This window comes from Lactococcus fujiensis JCM 16395 (assembly GCF_002441655.1).
GTDB classification, from domain to species: Bacteria; Bacillota; Bacilli; order Lactobacillales; family Streptococcaceae; genus Lactococcus; species Lactococcus fujiensis.
The window spans coordinates 1-20,735 of record NZ_JXJU01000016.1 but is presented as its reverse complement, the minus strand read 5'-3'; the positions used below and the strand labels follow the sequence as shown (position 1 = coordinate 20,735).

20 protein-coding genes are annotated in these 20,735 nt (G+C 36.9%); 7 read left to right on the top strand and 13 right to left on the bottom strand.

Annotated features, from left to right (window positions below; translation table 11 throughout):
• Position 1 precedes the first annotated feature (1 nt).
• Positions 2-130, bottom strand: a complete 129-nt coding sequence (locus RT41_RS09000) for a teichoic acid D-Ala incorporation-associated protein DltX (RefSeq protein WP_096819037.1) — start codon at positions 128-130, stop codon at positions 2-4.
• A 429-nt stretch (positions 131-559) separates the two neighbouring features.
• On the opposite strand from RT41_RS09000, the gene RT41_RS08995 reads away from it, so the two are divergent.
• Entirely contained in the window at positions 560-1,615 is a 1,056-nt protein-coding gene (locus RT41_RS08995) for a serine hydrolase domain-containing protein (protein WP_180752710.1), read from the top strand.
• A 56-nt stretch (positions 1,616-1,671) separates the two neighbouring features.
• On the opposite strand, the gene RT41_RS08990 is transcribed toward RT41_RS08995, so the two are convergent.
• Complete coding sequence (locus RT41_RS08990) at positions 1,672-3,243, bottom strand: LCP family protein (RefSeq protein ID WP_342743692.1); 1,572 nt, start codon at positions 3,241-3,243, stop codon at positions 1,672-1,674.
• A gap of 140 nt (positions 3,244-3,383) precedes the next feature.
• On the bottom strand, positions 3,384-3,596 hold the full coding sequence (locus RT41_RS08985) for a CsbD family protein (protein WP_054639912.1): 213 nt from the start codon (positions 3,594-3,596) through the stop codon (positions 3,384-3,386).
• Positions 3,597-3,915: 319 nt separating this feature from the next.
• Between RT41_RS08985 and RT41_RS08980 the strand changes: the two genes are divergently transcribed.
• Positions 3,916-4,101 (top strand): 2-hydroxymuconate tautomerase, encoded by a 186-nt coding sequence (locus RT41_RS08980; protein WP_096819034.1) that lies wholly within the window; start codon positions 3,916-3,918, stop codon positions 4,099-4,101.
• Positions 4,102-4,128: 27 nt separating this feature from the next.
• Here the strand turns inward: RT41_RS08980 and RT41_RS08975 are convergent, their stop codons facing one another.
• Positions 4,129-6,510, bottom strand: coding sequence for a 5'-nucleotidase C-terminal domain-containing protein (locus RT41_RS08975; protein ID WP_096819032.1), 2,382 nt, complete (start codon positions 6,508-6,510; stop codon positions 4,129-4,131).
• 241 nt (positions 6,511-6,751) lie between these two features.
• Between RT41_RS08975 and RT41_RS08970 the strand changes: the two genes are divergently transcribed.
• The 3 genes from RT41_RS08970 to yidC all read left to right on the top strand — a co-directional run bounded on the left by RT41_RS08970 (position 6,752) and on the right by yidC (position 9,356).
• Positions 6,752-7,339: an ECF transporter S component gene (locus RT41_RS08970; RefSeq protein WP_096819030.1), complete on the top strand. Its 588-nt coding sequence runs from the start codon at positions 6,752-6,754 to the stop codon at positions 7,337-7,339.
• 99 nt (positions 7,340-7,438) lie between these two features.
• The gene (locus RT41_RS08965; protein ID WP_054639915.1) at positions 7,439-8,194 is read left to right on the top strand and encodes an HAD-IIB family hydrolase; all 756 of its coding nucleotides are present in this window, start codon (positions 7,439-7,441) and stop codon (positions 8,192-8,194) included.
• A gap of 190 nt (positions 8,195-8,384) precedes the next feature.
• On the top strand, positions 8,385-9,356 hold the full coding sequence (yidC, locus tag RT41_RS08960; RefSeq protein ID WP_096819028.1) for a membrane protein insertase YidC: 972 nt from the start codon (positions 8,385-8,387) through the stop codon (positions 9,354-9,356).
• 148 nt (positions 9,357-9,504) lie between these two features.
• Here yidC and fabI read toward each other — a convergent pair whose 3' ends face one another.
• The gene (gene fabI, locus RT41_RS08955) at positions 9,505-10,257 is read right to left on the bottom strand and encodes an enoyl-ACP reductase FabI (protein ID WP_096819025.1); all 753 of its coding nucleotides are present in this window, start codon (positions 10,255-10,257) and stop codon (positions 9,505-9,507) included.
• 163 nt (positions 10,258-10,420) lie between these two features.
• Here fabI and fabZ point away from each other — a divergent pair, with 163 nt between their 5' ends.
• Positions 10,421-10,870 carry a 3-hydroxyacyl-ACP dehydratase FabZ gene (gene fabZ / locus RT41_RS08950; RefSeq protein ID WP_096819024.1) on the top strand — a complete coding sequence of 150 codons (450 nt, stop codon included), beginning with the start codon at positions 10,421-10,423 and terminating at the stop codon, positions 10,868-10,870.
• 35 nt (positions 10,871-10,905) lie between these two features.
• Here the strand turns inward: fabZ and RT41_RS08945 are convergent, their stop codons facing one another.
• The 6 genes from RT41_RS08945 to RT41_RS08920 all read right to left on the bottom strand — a co-directional run bounded on the left by RT41_RS08945 (position 10,906) and on the right by RT41_RS08920 (position 17,257).
• Positions 10,906-11,649, bottom strand: coding sequence for a gamma-glutamyl-gamma-aminobutyrate hydrolase family protein (locus RT41_RS08945; RefSeq protein WP_096819021.1), 744 nt, complete (start codon positions 11,647-11,649; stop codon positions 10,906-10,908).
• Between the two features lie 93 nt (positions 11,650-11,742).
• On the bottom strand, positions 11,743-12,555 hold the full coding sequence (locus RT41_RS08940) for a transporter substrate-binding domain-containing protein (protein ID WP_245811660.1): 813 nt from the start codon (positions 12,553-12,555) through the stop codon (positions 11,743-11,745).
• Positions 12,556-12,737: 182 nt separating this feature from the next.
• On the bottom strand, positions 12,738-13,823 hold the full coding sequence (gene hisC, locus RT41_RS08935) for a histidinol-phosphate transaminase (RefSeq protein ID WP_096819019.1): 1,086 nt from the start codon (positions 13,821-13,823) through the stop codon (positions 12,738-12,740).
• Between the two features lie 19 nt (positions 13,824-13,842).
• Positions 13,843-14,661 (bottom strand): transporter substrate-binding domain-containing protein, encoded by an 819-nt coding sequence (locus RT41_RS08930; RefSeq protein ID WP_054639917.1) that lies wholly within the window; start codon positions 14,659-14,661, stop codon positions 13,843-13,845.
• Positions 14,662-14,816: 155 nt separating this feature from the next.
• Positions 14,817-16,808 (bottom strand): excinuclease ABC subunit UvrB, encoded by a 1,992-nt coding sequence (uvrB, locus tag RT41_RS08925; RefSeq protein ID WP_096819017.1) that lies wholly within the window; start codon positions 16,806-16,808, stop codon positions 14,817-14,819.
• Positions 16,808-17,257 (bottom strand): RNA pyrophosphohydrolase, encoded by a 450-nt coding sequence (locus tag RT41_RS08920; protein WP_096819015.1) that lies wholly within the window; start codon positions 17,255-17,257, stop codon positions 16,808-16,810. Before RT41_RS08920 ends, uvrB begins: the two co-directional genes overlap by 1 nt.
• A 160-nt stretch (positions 17,258-17,417) precedes the next feature.
• Between RT41_RS08920 and def the strand changes: the two genes are divergently transcribed.
• The gene (def, locus tag RT41_RS08915) at positions 17,418-18,089 is read left to right on the top strand and encodes a peptide deformylase (protein WP_096819013.1); all 672 of its coding nucleotides are present in this window, start codon (positions 17,418-17,420) and stop codon (positions 18,087-18,089) included.
• A gap of 32 nt (positions 18,090-18,121) precedes the next feature.
• On the opposite strand, the gene RT41_RS08910 is transcribed toward def, so the two are convergent.
• Together RT41_RS08910 and RT41_RS08905 are read right to left on the bottom strand one after the other, a co-directional pair.
• Positions 18,122-19,699, bottom strand: coding sequence for a hypothetical protein (locus RT41_RS08910; protein ID WP_096819011.1), 1,578 nt, complete (start codon positions 19,697-19,699; stop codon positions 18,122-18,124).
• Between the two features lie 297 nt (positions 19,700-19,996).
• Positions 19,997-20,735: AAA family ATPase (locus tag RT41_RS08905; protein ID WP_143467362.1), on the bottom strand; the 739-nt coding region annotated here is incomplete at its 5' end.

The window sequence follows — 20,735 nt, the reverse complement described above, 5'->3', positions numbered from 1 at the left end:
TTTAAAATTCGTTGTAAATGAAATGACCGCCTCCAGCGTGCATAAAAGAATAAATGTACAATAAAGTTAAGATGATCATAATGTAAAAAGCTGTCTTAAAAATGAACTTCCAAATAGTTAAATGACGCATGACTCCCCTTTTCTCATACTGAATGAATTGATTTGCATTAGTGATTTCTATCTATTTATTTTACTAAAACTTGTTCTTGTTAAAACTTACATTTTTGTAAGTTAAATATCGAAAAAAACCTATAAAATAGCATTGTAGATTTAATTTAATTGATGATAACTTTAATAAAAAGAGTTTTATTTAGACATAAATCGCAATATATATTTTTTTAGTTCCCGTTGATTTATTGTTTTTTGAATACAACACAGTGCATTGGTCAAAAAAGAGGAAAAATTAATGAAAAAAAGAGCAAACAAGCGATCTAGAAAAAGAATAAAATATGTCAATTTATTTACAGCCATATTTTTTCTCCTTTTATGCACAATAATTATTGGTTTTTCTTTAAAAAAAATGGGAGTGTCACAGTCTAACTTAGACAATCTTGATCACATGTCAACTGAATTTTCAGATGGTTCTGCCCCACCGTTAACTAAAACGGATGGAAAGGAATTGAATAATGGTCAGAAAACATTAACTCCTGAACAGCAAAAGATTGAAGATGGCATAAAACCCTATTTAAAAAACCAGGTAGGTACACTTTTAATTATAAGAAATGGACAGATTTATTTTGAAAGAGGCTATGGCTACTCCGATCTGTCAAAAAGAATCGAAAACTCAGCTGAAACACAGTATCAAATTTTATCAGCACAAAAAGCCATTACTGCCCAAATGATTATGAAAATGGTGGAGACGAATAAATTAAGTTTGTCGGATAAAATCGATAAATACTACCCTGAGCTCGAGTCAGGTGATCGTCTTGAAATCAAAAATTTATTGAATATGACAAGTGGATTAGTTATGTCCGATCAATCTCCTTTTGCAAAGAAGGATGCGGAAATTGTTGACAGGACTGTTTCAAGGCTCACAAGTAATGGCAAGATCGGAAAATGGGATTACATTGACCAAAACTATGTTTTATTGACAGGAATAATTGGCAAAATTACTGGAAAATCATATGAAGAATTATTCAACGAAGATTTCAAAAAGCCACTAGGTTTATCAAGTGCTGGTTTTGTATACAACCACACAGAAATGCCCCATTTGGCAACAGGATACTATTTTAAAAATCAAAACTCATATGATGGTCCAGTATATGAAAACGATCTTGAAAAATATAGCGAACTCGGGGCTGGAAATATTGCCATGACAACACATGATTTTTATAAGCTCCTCTCTAGCATTCTGCAGAATAAGTTTGCCTCAAAAAATTCGAATCAAATTTTGCATGCGTTAGGTACCTCAACTTCTGGGTATTCTGGCGGAATGTATCAGCGCAAGAACTATTATATCCTGAGCGGACGAGGGTATGGATTTGAAGTAAAAATAAAAATAAGTAGCCACGGTGATAATGCGGTCCTATTTTTTAGTAACTCAGAACCTGATTCGGACGACTATGTTCAACAAAATTTAGTCTCTGATATTTACAAGCATGAATTTAAAAATTAAGTGATAATTTTCTAATCTACAAATTGAGTAAAAAAAAAGAAGAAAGTCTTCTTTTTTTATTGTCCAGGATATTTCGTGCCATTTGGGTAGAGTGTCCCGTTTTTATAAACGTAATAGCCATTTTTGTAATAAATGGTGTAACCTTTTGGCGAAGTGTAAACACCTTGAGTTCCCGTCGCTGTCAGCCCTGACGGAAGATTAGAACCTGAATTGCTATATGATGATGTTCCGTTTGTTTGACTAGTAGAAGTCGAATAAGTTTGTGTGCTGGAATCTGATACACCCGTGGTCGCTGATTTTCCCACAGCCGAGCCGTTAGTTGAAACAAAATCGCCTGCATTCGTTGAGTTTATTGAAACTAAATTTCCACTCGTATCAAGTCCATATACTACTGGACTTTGTCCTTTAATTGTGACAGTCGCTGATGGCATAAAATAGTTTGCACTTGGTGCCCGACCAAAATAGTTCTCGTAAGTGATGATATCACTATTTAAGGATGATGAGCTTGCTTCGCCAATCGATTGTCGCATTGCATTTTGGACAGCTAAGTCAACATTTGCTGGCATAAATTGGTAGCTAGCCCCTTTAGCCGTTTCTCCAATTCCTTGATATTGAATGGAAACAATTTTATTAAAACAATTTTTGTAAGCCATCAACGCTTGTACATTGTTTGCTGTTGAAGAAATATTTGTCTTGAAATCACTAGAAATGTCTTTTAAAAATTTTTGATATTGTAAGACATTATTTATGTTTAACATTTTTTTAACTAATTGTGACAGGACTTCACGTTGATGTGCTGCACGACCATAATCACCATTAGGTAAGGTGTCTCGATCACGCGCAAAAACAAGGGCTTGATTACCATTGACTAACTGTTCGGGTTCCCCTTTGATATAAGGGACATAAGAAGTGTAGGATGGTTCAGTATTAGAAATATATATGGCGCCACTTGCAACTGACTGGTGAGTAACAGGTAATGTAATATTACCCGACGTTGTTCCCATATAAACGTCTTGGCCTTTGGTGTCATTAATGACATTAACTCCACCAACATCATTGACTAAGTTAATGATTCCATCCATATTGACCACGACGAAATTATTGACCGAGATACCAGCCTGATTTCCAATCGTTTTCATCGCATATTGAACGGCTTGAGAAATTCCACCTGAATTATAACCAGCTGGATAGGCCGCATTCATTTTTTGAGTGGATTTAATATTTCCTTGACCATCTTCAATATTCGTCATTGTGTCACGTTCCATTGAAACCATTGTCGTTGTGTTCGTTTTAGGATTTAAAGTCATAACAATTTGCGAATCAGAGTTACCATCCCATGAACCTGCGCCTCCACGTGTTGTATCGCCAGTATCAACACCCATTAGGATAATCGTAAGTGGCTTTGAGGCGACAATTGTACTGCTATTAGAACCAGTATTGACGTATGTTTGCTTCAAACTCTTTTGAACATTAGAATAAATATAGGCAAAAGCTGCACCAGCGGCAAGTACCAAAACTAATAAAACGAGCATTAAATTACGAAAAATATGATGCTTTTTCTTTGGATGTGGTATTTTCCCCTTACCTTCTCGTCGCATATAATGTTGATTTTCGATAATCTTATCCATCTTTCTGAAAGTATTTCATGTGCATTATCGTTAAATTATCTTAATTCAAGCTTAAATCAAGAAACATCTGATAATTTGACAGAGAAAAAGGACTCGAGATTTATTCATCTCTGAGTCCTTTAATCAATTCCTATTTAATCTTATTCATCTTTATGTTTTCTATTTTTAAGCCCAGAAATTGCACCTTCAATCTCTTCTTTTACATTTTCAGCCGCTTCTTTAACTTTTCCAAAAGTTTTATCCACTTTACCTTCAGTTTCCGTTTTTTTGTCGCCTGTTACTTTTCCGAAAACTTCTTTAGTAGAGCCTTTGAATTGATCCACTTTAGCATCAATTTTATTTTCATCAGTCATAATAAATCCTCCAAATTATACTTCATTAAATATAGTAATGATTTTATCAATTGATCGATTTATGCCGCATTAAAACTCAGCAAGAATTCTTGCCAACACTAAAATTGGTTTTATTTCAGTAAATTTTTAAGATGATTCTTGTTAAGATGAGAACGTTCTCTTAAATTTATTTTAACATAATTTTCTCATAATACAAGATAGGCAACTTACTTATTTGTCACTTTCTTATAATTTTTGTCATATTTCATTTTTTTATTTTCTGTAAGAATGTATAAAGTGTGCTAAAATGGTGGCATCATATTAAAAAGGAGTTGATAGAATGCCATTTGTCCATGTTGAACTCTTCGAAGGACGAACCCTCGAACAAAAAACTGCCATTGCTAAAGAAATCACCGAGTCGATTGCCAAGCATGCTGGTGCACCAAAATCTGCCATCAATGTAATTTTCACTGACTTTCCTGAAGGAACTTTATTCCAATCTGGCGAAATGCGTGAGAAAAAATAAAACCGTCAGTACTGACGGCTTTTTTCTTTATTTTACAATGTACCAAGCAATTCCTTCATATTTCCATCCTCTAGTGACCAGCGTATTTTTTTCATTTAAACTCGACGTAACAAAATGGGCCCCCACTCCTGCATGGGCATTAAACAAGCGATAAACTGGCTTCCCAGTACTCACGGGAGCGGAATAATAAGCCACCCCTTCACTTTTCCAACCGTGTTGACTAGACAAAACTTTAACTTCGTTTGAAGACATTGTGTAAAGATGTTCTCCTGATTTTGGATTATACACACGATAAACAGGGACATTTCCTTGAGCTGCCTTAGGAGCTTGCCAGGCAATTCCTTCCCTTACCCAATCTTTTGATGTTGAGCCGAGCGTGTTATATTCATTCAATGAAAGCGTCCATAGATGAGCTTTGTTCACCTTATTGAATAAGCGATAAACGGGTACCATTTCAGTATAATCAGGTTTAGTCGAGTTCCCTTCATTTGCCAAATCTGATGCACTGGCATAGAATTTTTCTTGTGGCAATGTGGATGGGATTTTTTTACCAGCGGCAGTTAATTCTTTGATATAGTCCACAAATGCTTCCGTATCAATGCCTTGGAAACCAGTGATAACTTTTACAGAAGGATCAGCGAAAGCTGTGAATCCATCTCCCCCTCCCTTGATAAATTCATTAATCACAACATTGTATGTTTCAGTCATGTTAATTGGATTGCCATCTAATTTTGTCATCTTGGCAACGATATATGGATGCGTAGGATCACTGGAAAGATTTGGATTGTCTGTAACTGTATATTTAATACCGTATTCTTGGAGGAAAAGCTGATTGCCACCTGCAACTTGGTTGTCAAAAGTTTGCTGATTGAGTGCATCCTTAATTTGTTGACCAGTCATAGATACAACATCAAGGACATTTCGGAACGGTTGAACTGCTTGAGCCTGGCCCCAAGTCACTGCCCCACTACTTGCATCATCATTCAAGTCTGAACGAATCCCACCGTTATTTGTCATTGCAAAATCTATCTTTAGATTTGGTAGTGCATTTTGAGCAGCATTCAATTGCGCCTGTGTGATAAATTGCCCCAAATAACTTTCACCAAGGCTTGTTCTAGGACTTGTTGTCCCCGTTTTATTGCCTGATGAGTCAACGAGTTCACTTTGAGGTAAATTGGCCACAGGAATCCATGCTGAACCAGTCCGGCCACTGAGTAAAATAGTGTTCGGATTTTCGTAGGTTCCAATGGTTTGTCCAGCGATTGTATCCGTAATCTGTTTGGCATTTGCAACTATACTGGTTACCGTTGGATCCGGCGTTACACCTTTATTTGGATCAACTGCGACTATTTCAGCAGTTGGTTCTGCTGTAAAATCTTTCGTTGCAAAATCATAGGTCGCTTCAACATTGTCAAATGCCTCACCAAACGAAAGGGCTTGAACAACACGGACTTTATCCACCGTGCCATTTGTATAAGTATGTGAATGACCAGCAAGATATAAATCAACTGAGTTTGTTGGGTCAATCTGGTCTAATTTTTTGATAATATCTGCAGACTCACCAACAACGCCATCAGTTCCCGAATTATCAGAAGCTGTGTGGCCTAGAACAACAAGAGCATTGACACCTTCGGATTGAAGAATCTTAGAATATTTCGCAATCGCTTCAGCAGGATCAGTAAAGTTATAAGCCTCGACATTCTTAGAGATGACAATACTTGGCGTCTCTGTTGTGATTACACCAATTACACCAATTTTAACCACTTGACCGTCAGCTGTTGTATGTTCCAAAATTGTATAAGGTTTGTAACCATTTGGAATTTGTCCGTCTGATTTATTGACTAAATTTGCAATTACAACTTGCCAATTTGCTGATAAGTCTTGTTGGCTATATGCTTTATAAAATTGAGCTGCGGTACTCGTGTCATTATTGACAGGGTCTAAGCCATTCATAATCGTCGCAAGCTGAGGAAGCCCTTTGTCAAATTCATGGTTTCCAAGTGTTCCCACCTCAAAATTCATTGCATGTAAAGCCGCGATGGTTGGTTGATCATAAATCAAAGAAGATTCTGCAGGGCTTGCACTAATCATATCGCCTGCTTGTAGTCTAAACGTCGTTCCGTTAGGGTTCGCAGTGGCAAATGCAGACTGATACTGATTCAAATAGCCAGCTAATAAAGCCGCAGTACCAGCTCCTTTAACTGTCCCTGATGGTAAATTTGCGGTATTTGTTGTCGCAATATTGCCGTGGAAATCATTAATCCCTAAAAATTGAACTTGGGTTGTTGGTGCCAGATTAGTCGTGTCCGCATTTGCACGATAAACCAGACCAGCAGAGCCTACTGTTGCGGCGGCAAGAATTATGAACAATGTTTTCTTGCTTGTAAATGTGAATTTCGATTTAGACATAGTCTCTCTCCAATGTATTCTATAAAATTCTTGGGTACTTCTCTAGTTTAAGCTTAATTTAAGAAAATTGAAAGAATTTGTCTATAAAATTTTATGAAATCGCTTAAAATGTTCTATATTTCCGAACATTTTATGAAGTTAACTAATGTTTCATTATAAATTTTCAAAAGCCCAGACTTGAAAAACTGCGCTTTTTAAGCTAATATAAAGTCATAAATTTAATATTAAAGGAAATTTAATTGTGCGTAAATCAAAAGCATCCGATATTGCAATTCTATCAATTCTTATTGCAACTATTGTAGTAATTCAAGTCCTTTCAACCATTGTCTATAGCGTTTGGCCAATGCCAATTGCACCTACATTGGCTGGAATTCCCGTCATCATCGCATCGGTTGTGCTCGGCCCTAAACGTGGTGCCATTGTTGGTTTCGCCATGGGCTTCATTCTCTTTATCCAAGCAACGATCACTCCAGGTGTTACAAATTGGCTCTTTACACCATTCATCCCCGTACCTGGCACAAATCATGGTTCAATTTGGGCAATCGTGATTACTTTTGTTCCTCGAATCTTGATTGGTGTGTTCCCATATTATGTTTATAAACTATCTAAAAATCGTTTGGGTGCAGGGTTAGCAGGTTTTGTTGGTTCAATGACTAATACAATTCTTGTTTTGAGTTTCATCTTCATCTTTTTTGGTCACTATTTAAAATGGAGCTTTGCCTACCTCATTACAGCAATAGTTACAACAAACTCTCTTGTTGAAGCCGTTGCGGCAATAATTTTGACTGCAGCAATTGTCCCCGCTTTAATGAAATCTAGAAATAAATAAACTCTCATAATGACCTAAACAAATCTTGTTTTGTTTAGGTTTTTTTTTATAAAAATGGTATAATGAAAGCGGTGATAAATACAATAAGGAGAAAGCCCTATGAAAAAAATATTAAGTTTTGACATTGACAATACGCTCAATGAGCCAAAAATGCCAATCTTTCCAGAAATGGCAGAATTGCTTGCTACTTTGTCTCAAAAATATATCATTGCCCCGATATCTGGACAAAAATATGATCAATTCTTGATTCAAATCATCAACAATCTTCCAGAAAGCGCAAATCTTGATAACTTCCACCTTTTCGTTGGTCAAGGAACTCAATATTATGCACACAAAGACGGTGAATGGAATCAAGTCTTTAATTTTGCTTTGACTGATGAACAAGTTTCTGAAATTTCTGCTGCACTCAAAGAGGGTGCTGAAAAATTGGGTTATTGGGACGAAAGTGTTTTGGCGCCTGGTGACGAAATCATCGAAAATCGTGAATCAATGATTGCTTACTCTGCAATCGGCCAAGCCGCTGGTGTTGAAGCTAAAAAAGCTTGGGATCCAGATATGACAAAACGTAATGCCATCGCGAAAATTGCAAAAGAATTGGCTCCTGCCTATGACTTTGAAGTTGCTGGAACAACTACGATCAATGCGTTTGTCCCTGGTCAAAACAAAGAATTTGGGATGAACCACATGATGAAAGAATTGAACGTTGCCAAAGACGAAATCCTCTACTTTGGTGACATGACTCAGCCTGGCGGAAATGACTATCCTGTCGTTCAAATGGGAATTGAAACAATTACTGTTCGTGATTGGCAAGAAACAGCGGCAATCCTGAAAGCCATTATTGCAATGGAAAAATAGGGTTATTTTTCCTACATAGCCCCTGTAATTGATAAAAACGCTTATTGAATCGTTAAATCTCGCTCAGTGCGCGATCACGATTCATTGCGTTTTTTTATTTCAATAAAAATCAGCCTTTTGACCTATTGAAATTAAGCCTAATTTCATGTAAAATGGTTGAGTATGTTTATTTTATAGAAAAGGAATTATTTTGAAAAAAACGAATAAGAAAATCGCCCTTCTTGGTTTTGCCTCATCAGCTTTACTGTTTCTCACAGGCTGTGTCGCAACGCACAAAGTTAATGGGGTGCTCGTGCCAACAGAGGCTGCAAAACACGGTTTCACTTATCAATGGTTAGTTCGTCCGATGTCAGATTTTATCGACTTATTTGCCAAAAACATGAATTTGGGTTATGGCTTAGGTATCATATTAGTTACGCTGATTATCCGTTTATTGATTCTACCATTAGGATTGAACCAGGCTTATAAAGCAACTTATATGCAAGAAAAAATGTCCTACTTGCAACCTGTTTTTGAACCATTAAACGCTCGTTTAAAGGCCGCGACAACGCCTGAAGAAAAGATGGCTGCCCAAACAGCGGTGATGCAAGCTCAAAAAGACAATGGCATCAATATGCTAAGCTCAATTGGCTGTCTGCCAATGTTGATTCAGTGGCCGTTCTTTATTTCTCTTTATAATGCGACCATGTATACGCCAGGAATTATGTCTTCTTCTTTCATGGGAATTAATTTGGCAAAACCAAGTATAATTTTGACCATTATTTCTGGTGTCCTTTACTTCCTCCAAACTTGGATTTCAACTTTTGGAATGACAGAAGAACAAAAGAAAACAAGTAAAATGATGCTTTTCATGAGTCCTGCAATGATTGTTGTCTTTAGTTTCATGGCCCCCGCAGCTGCTGCACTTTACTGGGCTGTCGGTGGTCTCGTTATTGTCATTCAACAAGTTATCATTACCTTAATCATGAAACCAAACATGAAGAAAAAGATAGATGCTGAATTCAAAGCGAATCCCCCAAAAATCATGGATGCACCTCGCGATGTTACACCTGTATCAGTGCAAGAAAATTTCAATGCAATTACAAGCCAACCCAATGCAACTGAACGTAAAAATTCAGGCGCCAAGGGAGGACGGAACGCAGGAAAACAAGAGCGTAGATAAAAAAATTCTGTCATAAATGACAGAATTTTTTTGATATTCATGAAATAATTCGATTTCATCACTGATTCTAATAAAATTGAAGGCCAGACAAAACTCCCTATCAAAAATAACCAAATAAAAAAGAGCCTAAGCCAGCTCTTATTTCATATTAAGTTAAGTGAACCCCTTTATCCACATAAATCACATCACCGACAACACCCGAAGCGAGTGGTGAAATGAGAAATGCAGCCATATTTCCGACTTCTTCGATGGTCACACCTTGACCATCAATTGTACGACTATCTGATTCTTTAATCAAATCTTTGTAACCTGAAACTCCTGATACGGCAAGTGTCTTAATGGCGCCAGCAGAAATGGCATTGACATGAACGCCAACTTGACCAAATTCGACAGCCATATAACGAACAGAAGCTTCGAGTGCTGCTTTTGCAATCCCCATAACATTGTAATTTGGAATCGCACGTTCAGAACCCATATAAGTCAAAGTAACAATTCCTGCTCCTTTATTGAACAAAGGTTTTGCAGCTTTGGATACCGCAAGCAATGAAAAAGCTGAAACGTCTTGTGCAAGGGCATAGCCATCACGAGAAACGTCAGAGATGTTGCCCCCCAATTCTTCTTTTTTAGAATAAGCAATCGCATGTAGGAGTCCGTCGATTTTTCCAACGCGTGTTTCAATTGTTGAAAAAGCACGGCGAATTGACTCATCAGAAGCCACATCGCATTCCACCAACAGGTCATCTTCTTGAGCCAAACGCGCCAATTGTTTTTCCATTCGCTCATTTTGATAAGTGAAAATCAAAGTCGCCCCTTGATCTTTCATTGCTTTTGCACAACCCCAGGCAATTGATTTATTATTTGCTACGCCCATAATGACGATTTTTTTTCCTTCTAAAAACATAAAATAATTCCTTCTTTTAATAATTAATAAATTGACACCGTCACAAATTATTGGTAAGATAAAAGTGTAAACAATGTTTTATATATAAAAATACTTGATACATCAAATTTTAAATTAAATTAACCAAAATGTCAAGTTTGGCTATCACAGAAAGTGAGAAATCATGACAAAAGTAATGACAGCACAAGAAGTTGCAAACATTATTCCAAATCGCTACCCTATTTTATTTATTGACTACGTTGATGAAATTACCGAAAACAAAATTGTAGCAACAAAAAATGTAACCATTAATGAACAAGTTTTTAATGGGCATTTTCCAGGCAATCCAACTTTTCCTGGAGTGCTGATTTTAGAATCTCTTGCACAAGCTGGATCGATTTTAATCTTAACAAAAGATGAATTCAAGGGTAAAATGGCCTATATTGGTGGTATTGATAAAGCTAAATTCCGCCAAAAAGTGACTCCAGGTGACGTGATGAAACTTGAATTTGAAATCACTAAATTCCGAGGAAAAGTCGGAATTGCTTCTGCTACTGCTCTGGTTGATGGCAAAAAAGTTGCTACAGCAGAGTTCACATTTATTGTTGATGAAGCTGCTGACCAAACGAAATAATGAAATAAAAAGACCCTAACGGGTCTTTTTTATTTCTATTTTGAACAATTTTGAATAAATTTTTGAAAGAGCTCAAGCGACTTTTGATCTGTCTGCCACATGTTCTCTGGATGCCATTGAACGGCCATTATGTTATGATTTTTCGATTCGATGGCCTCAACGACACCATCGATTGCTCTAGCAATAATTTCAAATTGAGGCGCTAAGGTTTTTACAGCCTGATGATGTCTTGAATTTACAAGGACTTCTTTTTGTTCCTGATAAATTTCAGTCAGCGCTGAAAGGCCATTCAAATGAATATGGTGAGTGGGATAAGCACCGAAAGAATCCTGCTGGTGTTTGACAAAAGCTAGTTTGTCTTGACTATTTATATCTTGATATAGTGTCCCACCAAAGGCCACGTTAATGATTTGAAGTCCTCGACAAATCCCAAGTACAGGAATTTTTTCCGATACTGCAGCTTTAATTAATTCAATTTCAAAAGAATCTTTTAAATAATTTGTTGAGCCTATTTCAACGGTTGGTTCTTCTCCATAGAAATGAGGTGATACATCCGGTCCCCCGGGAATAATTAAACCATCAATCCTACCAATCAAACTTTGAACCATTTCAGCCACCATTTCCGGACTTTCAAGATAAGGTAAAATAATTGGTACACCTCCAGCTTCAACAATTGCATTTTTCAAATCACGTGGGGCAATATCTGCATAATTTTCGTTCAAGAATTTAGAGGAATGACTTAACCGGTCCCCACTGATTGCAATAATTGGTTTTTTCACTTTAATACCTCCCTACAAATAATGGCTCCATTATAACGCAAGTCAGAAGAAACAACAAATTTTGTAAAAAAAAAACTGGTTGAACCAGTTTTCTTATTTAACTTTTTGTGAAGCAGTGTAGTTTTCTTGAATTATCTTTTCAAGTTCGCCACTCGATTTCATTTCACTAATCACTTCGTTGATTTTTGAAGTCAATTCAGTTGATCCTTTTTGAACAGCGACAGCCATTCCTGGATTAGATTTCAAATTTGGAATTTTAACATTGGCAATCGCGAGATCAGGGTTTGCAGCAACAAAGGATTTTGCGATCATATCTTCCAAAACAGCTCCTGAGACCATTCCACCTTTGACTTCATTGATTTCATCACCTGTGGCAGCGAGTGAAACGAGAACTGAGCCCGTGATTTGATTATTCACAGCTGTTTCTTGCGTTGACCCTTTTTGAGCCGCCAATTTCAAGCCTTTAAAATCTGAAATTGAATTGTATTTGCTAAGATCTGATTTTTTCACTACAATTTCATTGGTTGCATCATAATAGACATTCGAAAAATCAAATGATTTCTTACGATCGGTAGTGGCTGAAATTCCTGAGATTGCAATGTCAGCTTTACCTTGTGACAAGGCTGTCAAAACATTGTTGAAGTCCATTGTACTTACTTTCAACTTCACATCCAATTTTTTTGCAATAGCATTGGCCAAATCAATATCAATCCCAACAACGGTATTTTTGCCATTTTTAATGGTTTGATATTCAAATGGAGGATAATCTGGACTGACTGCAAGAACAAGTTGTTTACTGTCTTGAACTTTTTTCACTGATGTCCCACTTGTATTTGAGCAAGCAGCTAAGGTACCAACGGCTACAAGACCGACAAGGCCAAGTAACATTTTTTTCATCTTTTTCATTTTATTCCCTCTAAACAATTATTCATTATTTATGAATAATCTGTTTAATTTATTCAATATACGTATAATTATACACCATATTTTTTTATTGTCAAGTATTTTATTTCCATAGAAAAAAAGCTGACTAAGTGAACTTAAACAGCCTTATCTATTACATTTTTATGTTAAAAATCATCAAAAATTTAATTAATTCCTATTGAATTATTCATTTTTTCCTGCTGTATGAATTCAGCCAGGAAAGCAAGTACATTTCTCATTTCTTCTTCCGTCCCAATTGTGATACGGACCCAATTTGAAATTCTTGGTTTGTCCCAATAACGAATAATAATATGTGCCTCATACATTTTTTCATATAAGTTTTTTGCTGAACTAAGGGGGGACTGAATGAAAACGAAATTTGTCTGACTATCAGTGATGACAAAGCCTAATTTTTCAAGCTCTTTTCCAAACCAATTTCTCGTGGCAATGATCTTTGCGATATTAAGGTCAACAAGCGTTTGATCATTTATACTAGCTAATCCAACCTCCTGGGCAACATAATCCACACAATATGAATTAAAGGAATTTTTCACATCATAAAGTTTGCTAATGGCGAGTGGAGAACCGAGGGCAACGCCCAATCTAATTCCAGCAAGGCTCCGTGCTTTGGAAAAAGTTCGAGTGATAATTAAATTATCATACTTATCAAGTAATGGAATTGCCGTTTGACCAGCAAAATCAGCATAAGCTTCATCAATAATAACAATACTATTAGAATTTGATGCCAAAAGGGCATCAATAAAATCTAGTGGTTCAACGATCCCTGTCGGATTACATGGATTACAAAAAATTATTCCACTATTTTCTTCTTGGTAGGACTGAAGCTGCATATGAAATGTGTCATCAACAGGCTGTTTTTTATATTTTATCCCATACAGATCAGCATAAGTCGTGTAAAAGGGATAAGTTACATCTGGCATTAAAATTGGCGTTTGACCATTAAAAAAAGTCAAGAATGAAAGGGATAGTACTTCATCTGAACCATTGCCAATAAAAATTTGACTATCGTCAAGATTCCACATTTTTGCAAGTGCTGAGCGCAACTCTTCTGCATCTGAGTTTGGATAGATGGACAATTTATCAGTCGTGATGGCTTCTAAAGCTGCCTTAATTGCATGTGAGGCTGGATATGGATTCTCATTTGTATTTAATTTAATCATGTGATCCATTTTCGGTTGTTCTCCAGAAATATATGGCTCGACGACTCTGAGTTTATCTTCCCACGACATTTACTTATCTCACTTCCTATTATTTTACAGTTTTTGCTAATTCATAGTTTTTTTGGATATTTTTATCCATAGTACCATCTTGTAACATTTCTGTGATCACTTCATTTACTGCTTTTGTCAGTTCTGATGAATCTTTGGGCATAGCTACTGACATACCATAATCACTTGCTAATTCAGGCATTTCTACTTTTGCCAAAGCCAAATCAGGATTTGCATCAACATAGCTTTGAGCAATAAGTGTTTCAACTACAGCTCCCTCAACTTTTCCAGTCTTGACCTCATTGACTTCGTCTCCGATTGTGGCAAGAGAAATATCATTGCTCTTCTTCATGTCTTTCAACACAATCTGTTCTTGCATTGACCCTTTTTGAGCAGCGACTTGCTTATTGGCAAACGAATCCAAATTTGTATATTTATTTAAATCGGATTTTTTAATAATTATTGAATTAGGTGAATGATAATAGATTTTTGAAAAATTATATGTTTTCGCACGTTCTTTGGTATAAGTAATCCCTGAAATCGCCAAGTCTGCTTTCCCACTCGAAACACTCGAAAGAACATTTGAAAAATCCATATTAGATATTTTTACTTTTACACCAAGTTTTTTTCCAATCGCATTAGCTAAATCAACATCGGATCCAACAACCGTATTTTTACCATTTTGGATTGTTTGGAATTCAAAAGGTGGGTAGTCAGCAGATAGCGCGACCGTTAGTGTCCCATTCTTCTTAATGGTGTCAACTTGATTTTTCGCGCTGTCACTACTCTTTCCACAAGCGGCTAATGTCGCAGTTGCACTGATTAAAATTGCACCCAATAAAATCTTTTTCATTTTCATATTCAATACTCCTTGAATTTTTATTTAATTTATATTTTATAATTATACAATATAAATTAAATTTGTCAAGTATTTTTATACATCATTTGAATAAATAACACAATTTATACGAAAATAGAACAAAAAAGCTGATTCTAACCGAATCAGCTCAACTGTTAATCCATTGCTCGGATCTCTAAAATCATATCACGCAATTGTGCTGCACCTTCGAAATCGAGGGCGCTTGCTGCTTCTTGCATTTCTTTTTCAAGTTTTTTAACAAGTGTTTGACGTTCTTTCTTCGTCATAGCTTCTGCATCAACTTCTTCAATTTCTCCAGTTGCAGACTTTTTACTAATCGAAATAAGGTCACGTATTTCTTTCTTAATTGTTTGCGGAATTATGCCATGCTCTTCATTGTAAGCCATTTGAATTTCACGACGGCGTGCCGTTTCATCAATCGCTTTTTGCATGCTTTTTGTCATATTATCACCATACATAATGACATGACCATTACTATTACGAGCTGCACGACCGATGGTTTGAATCAGTCCACGTTCATTTCTCAAGAAACCTTCTTTATCAGCATCTAGTATAGCTACAAGCGAAACCTCGGGTACGTCAATTCCTTCACGCAACAAATTGATTCCCACCAAGACATCAAAAGTACCAAGTCGTAAATCTCGAATTATTTCGGTTCGCTCAAGTGTTTTGATATCTGAGTGCATGTATTTTACTTTGACACCCATTTCTTTTAAATAGGCGGTCAAATCTTCGGACATTTTTTTGGTCAATGTCGTCACAAAAACACGCTCGTTTTTTTCTACTCGTGCATTGATTTCACCTAACAAATCGTCAATTTGTCCCATACTTGGTCTAACTTCAACTTCAGGGTCGAGGAGGCCTGTAGGTCGAATAATTTGTTCGACGATAGTATCTGTTTGTTCCATTTCGTAATCACCAGGCGTCGCTGAAACATATACGATCTGATGAACATGGCTTTCAAATTCCTCCCGACGGAGTGGTCGATTATCCAATGCAGAAGGCAAACGAAAACCATAATTGACCAACATATCTTTACGTGCCCGGTCTCCATTGTACATTCCCTTGACTTGTCCCATTGTCATGTGACTTTCATCAATCATGATCATAAAGTCATCGGGGAAAAAATCCATGAGGGTATAGGGTGGTTCCCCTTCGGTGCGTCCATCCATCCATCGTGAATAATTTTCTACCCCAGAACAATAGCCCATTTCGCGCAACATTTCAATATCATAATTAGTTCGTTGTTCTAAACGCTGAGCCTCAAGAAGTTTCCCCTCATTTCTAAATTTCTTTAATTGATCTTGCAACTCCCCCTCAATGCCGGCGATGGATTCTTCCATTCGGTCGTCATTAGTCATAAAGTGTGTTGCTGGGAAAATGGCTAAGTGATCGACATCACTCACGACTTGACCAGTAAGCGCCTCAATTTCACGAATTCGCTCAATTTCATCACCAAAAAATTCAATTCGGAAAGCACGTTCGTCACGACTGGCTGGGAAAACTTCAACAACATCACCACGAACTCTGAAACGTCCCCGTTGGAAATCAATGTCATTACGTTCAAATTGAATGCCGACCAATTGGTTCAATAATTTATCACGCGAAATTTCTTGACCTGGTCGAAGCGAAACGACTGAATCTTGATATTCTTTTGGCGAACCCAATCCGTAAATGCACGAAACAGAGGCAACCACAATCACATCATTACGTTCAAGCAAGCTTGAGGTCGCCGAATGTCGTAATTTATCAATTTCATCATTGACCGAACTGTCTTTTTCAATGTAAGTATCTGAACTGGGAACATAAGCTTCTGGCTGATAATAGTCATAATAAGAGACGAAATATTCAACCGCATTATTTGGGAAAAACTCTTTAAATTCACTGTAAAGTTGGCCCGCCAAAGTTTTATTGTGCGCCATGACTAAAGTCGGTTTGCCAGTACGAGCAATAACTTGACTCATGGTATAGGTTTTCCCAGTTCCCGTTGCTCCGCGTAAAATTTGGGCTTTCTCGCCATTTTCAATATTTTCAACAAGCGTTTCAATGGCCTCACCTTGATCGCCTGCAGGACTATATTTACTTACAAGTTCAAATTTATTATCTGTAATTCTTTCAATTGTCATTAAGCAATCCACTCCTTAAAAAAAGTTAAAGCCGTTCGATAAGTTTCTGTTTTAAAACCGAAATCCATTTGAAAAAGTTCATCAGTACTGACAAAACGATAGTCTAAAAATTCGATTTCTTCTGGATGCGTTTCTAATTGTATTTTCGCATCCTCGTGTAATTTAACCAAAAAATATTGTTGTTCTTGACCTTTATAGGTCCACGTTGGAAATTTCATTTCTTTAGGGAAATCATAGCGCAAGAGGCCTGGATATTTGGCTATGATTTCAACATCGTTCGTTCCGATCTCTTCAGAAAGTTCACGAAAAAGTGCCTGTTCTGAACTTTCTCCATCCTCAATTCCACCTTGAGGAAAGCCCCAATTCATTTTATCAGACCGCTCGCCAAGCCAGATTTTTCCTTCTTGATTCATAATCAAAGCTGCTACATTTTTTCTGTATTCATCCATTTATTTATCGCCCCCTCGAACAATAATTATTGATCACCTTTTTCTGCTTTCCATTTCATCATACCTTCACAAGATGATGTTTCTTAGTCCATTTTACCATTTTAGGCTCCAAAATATGCTATAATAGAGTCATTCGAAAAAAGATTTAAGGATTTAGAATATGACTGGAAATGAAGTAAATGAAAAATTGGCTCCTTTAACAAAAGACCAAATTCAAGAAAATTTAATTAAGCCAAGCCATCAAATTGACATGGATGATATCGTACGCGAAGGCTTTCCAACCCTACGCGAAGTAGCTGATGAAGTTGCGTTCCCACTTTCAAAAGAAGATCTTATTCTTGGTGAAAAAATGATGGAATTTTTGCGTAATTCGCAAGACCCTGTCATTGCTGACAAAATGGGCTTACGTGGTGGAGTTGGACTTGCTGGAAATCAATTGGGCCTACTCAAAAAAGTTATTGCTGTATTGATTCCAAATGAACCCGAAATTGACGAAGCGGGCAATGAAATTTTACCAACTGAACCTTTCAAAATGCAAGAAGTTTTATATAATGCCAAAATCGTAAGCCATTCTGTTCAAGATGCGGCTCTCGAAACTGGTGAAGGATGCCTCTCTGTTGACGAAGAAATCCCAGGATTCGTTGTTCGTCACGCGCGCGTTACAGTTGAATACTATAATAAAGAAGGCGAAAAGAAAAAAATTCGGCTCAAAAACTTTGAATCCATGTGCGTTCAACATGAAATTGATCACACCAATGGAATCATGTTCTACGACCACATTGATCTTAAAGAGCCTTGGGCAATCAAAGATGGCATGTTAGTGATTCAATAAAAAAAAGCTGAACTTTGTTCAGCTTTTTTTTATTAGTCAAGTGTAACTCTAAATGGCAGTGGGTCACCTGATGTTGGATCAATAACATGAATCTCGATGGCCTCCATTCGACGGGACTGACCACGTGTACCCGCAAATTGTCCATCGGAGAACCAACCTGACCAACCGGTGCCTTGTAAATGAACACGATAGAAAACACGAAGTCCTTGGTCACGAGCTGCCTGCGGAATATTAATTGAAATTCCTTCCATTCGCAACGAACGTGCTCTAGTCCCCACAGTAATGGAATTGCCATTTTCTGACACTACACCCTGAACGTCTTGAGAATAGCCTTGAATATGAGCCGAAACATCAAAATGATGTACGCCTCCTTTCCCATCAAAAATTCCAGTCAAAGTCAGTTCCTCAAGTCGGCGAGACTGACCCGTTGTTCCAATAATCGTACCTAATCCGCCTTGATTTGTAAATCCACCTGGTGGAGTCCCGTCTCCAGTCCCTTGGAGATGAGCCGTAAACCATGAATCAATTGCATGAAATCCTGTTTCAACGTCTTTAGAATCAATCGTTGTATCGCCCGTAAAATTATCTGTTTCCACAATCGTCGCTGAAAGTGTATATGGGCTATTCTGTGTTAATCCCTCAAAAGTATAAGTGTCAGTAAATGCGACTGCTTCAGATTTAACTTCCTTATCATTAGCATCTTTTAAGCTATAGATCACTTTGGTGTGCTCATTCCAAATATCGTTCTTAGTCTGTTCCATACTCACTGTAACTGTTGAACCGGTACTTGTTGCCACCATCGTTGCCGCTTCTTCTGCCTCAGCAGGTTTAATAACACCTTTTAATCCCAAAGAATTAAGTTTTTCAATAATTGAAGCACTGCTGACGCCTTCTCCAAATGTGAGATTTGTAGTATTTAATGAATTTACCGTAATATTTTGCTCTGCAGGTTCATTGCCCACCATGTTAACACCCGCCTGCTCGTACGTGGCATGAATAGAATTTTGAAGGGTCATCAATTTTTGATTATCATTAGCCCCTTCAATGCGAATATCCGCTGTATTCACATCAGAAGAGCCATTAAAGACTCTATCTTCAAAACTTATTTCCAGTCCTTCAAGATCATCTGCTGAAATTTCAAGTGGGGTAATATTCAAGTGGATTACAAGCGTTTCTGAATCTTCTCCCGTCTGCATATTACTAGCCAAAATTGTTACAGCGCCTGCATTACGTGCATTCAAAGCTGTATTAAGTTGTGCCCTAGTCAATACATCTGATGTCCCTTGAATTTGAAAATGCCAGCTGCCACTCGTAAGATTAGCCAATAACACTTCATCATCAATACTATTTGTTACCTCAGAAACTGGTTTCAAAACAAAGTTATTAGCAAAATTTGAACCTACAGGTCGAGTGGCATTTGCTTGATAACTTGCTGTACTGGCATCAAAGTTAAAGTTAGTTGATGTTGGTGCAATTTCTGTAGTTCCACGACCTTCAGCAAGCACTGAAACAGCAGGTGCAAGTGGTGCAACCATCATTGTTCCAATCGCAGCAGCGGCAGTAAGTTGACGTAATACTTGTTTAGTTGATCTTTTGTTGAGTTTGTGCATTAATTATTTCCTCCATGAAATAGGTTTTATATAGTTTTAGTGTTCAATAAGTTAAAAATGAATAGAATAAATTTTAAGTAAACTTTTTATCAAATTCGATAAGAATTTAATAAGAATAACATTAGTACTATGCCATATTATTTAGGGAAAGTATTCACACTCGCAATGATATTTAATCATTTCTCACCTCTTTCTCATTTATTTATAATTATATTGTAATCTATAAATTATAAATAACAAAATAATATACAAATTTGAACAAAAAAAAGCTGAACCACGTTCAACTTTTTTATCTCTTTATTCTTCCTTTTCAACTTCAGTCTGATCAGCTTTATCAACTGGTTGTGCAACATCATCAGCCACATTTGAAATCACTATCTTATCATTAATGACATCTGCTACCAAATGTTTATACTCAGGGTGTTCAATATAGAAATCTGCAATTGCATCCTCAATATGATCTTGGATCGTCCGACGCAAAGGACGCGCCCCCATTTTTGGATCATAGCCCAAATCAACAAGTTTTTCTTTGGCTGCTTGAGTAACATCAAGATGAATTTCATTTCGACCAATTTGTTCATTTACTTCATTGAGCATCAAATCAACGATTTTCAGTAGATTTTCTTTAGAAAGTGGATTAAACTCAATGATTCCATCAAAACGGTTCATGAATTCTGGACTAAAGAAATTACCTAATTCGCCAAGGACAGAATTCGTTTTGCCCTCTCGAGCGGCACCAAAGCCAACATTCGCTTCAATCTTACCCGTCCCTGCATTTGAAGTCATAATAATAATGGCATCCTTAAAGGAAACAGTACGACCTTGAGCATCTGTCAACCGTCCATCATCAAGAATTTGTAAGAACATATGCATCACATCTGGGTGTGCTTTTTCAATTTCGTCAAGCAAAATTAAGCTATATGGGTTGCGACGAACTTTTTCTGTTAGTTGACCAGCTTCTTCATATCCAACATATCCTGGAGGAGCTCCAACCAATTTAGCCACGCTGTGTTTTTCCATATATTCAGACATATCA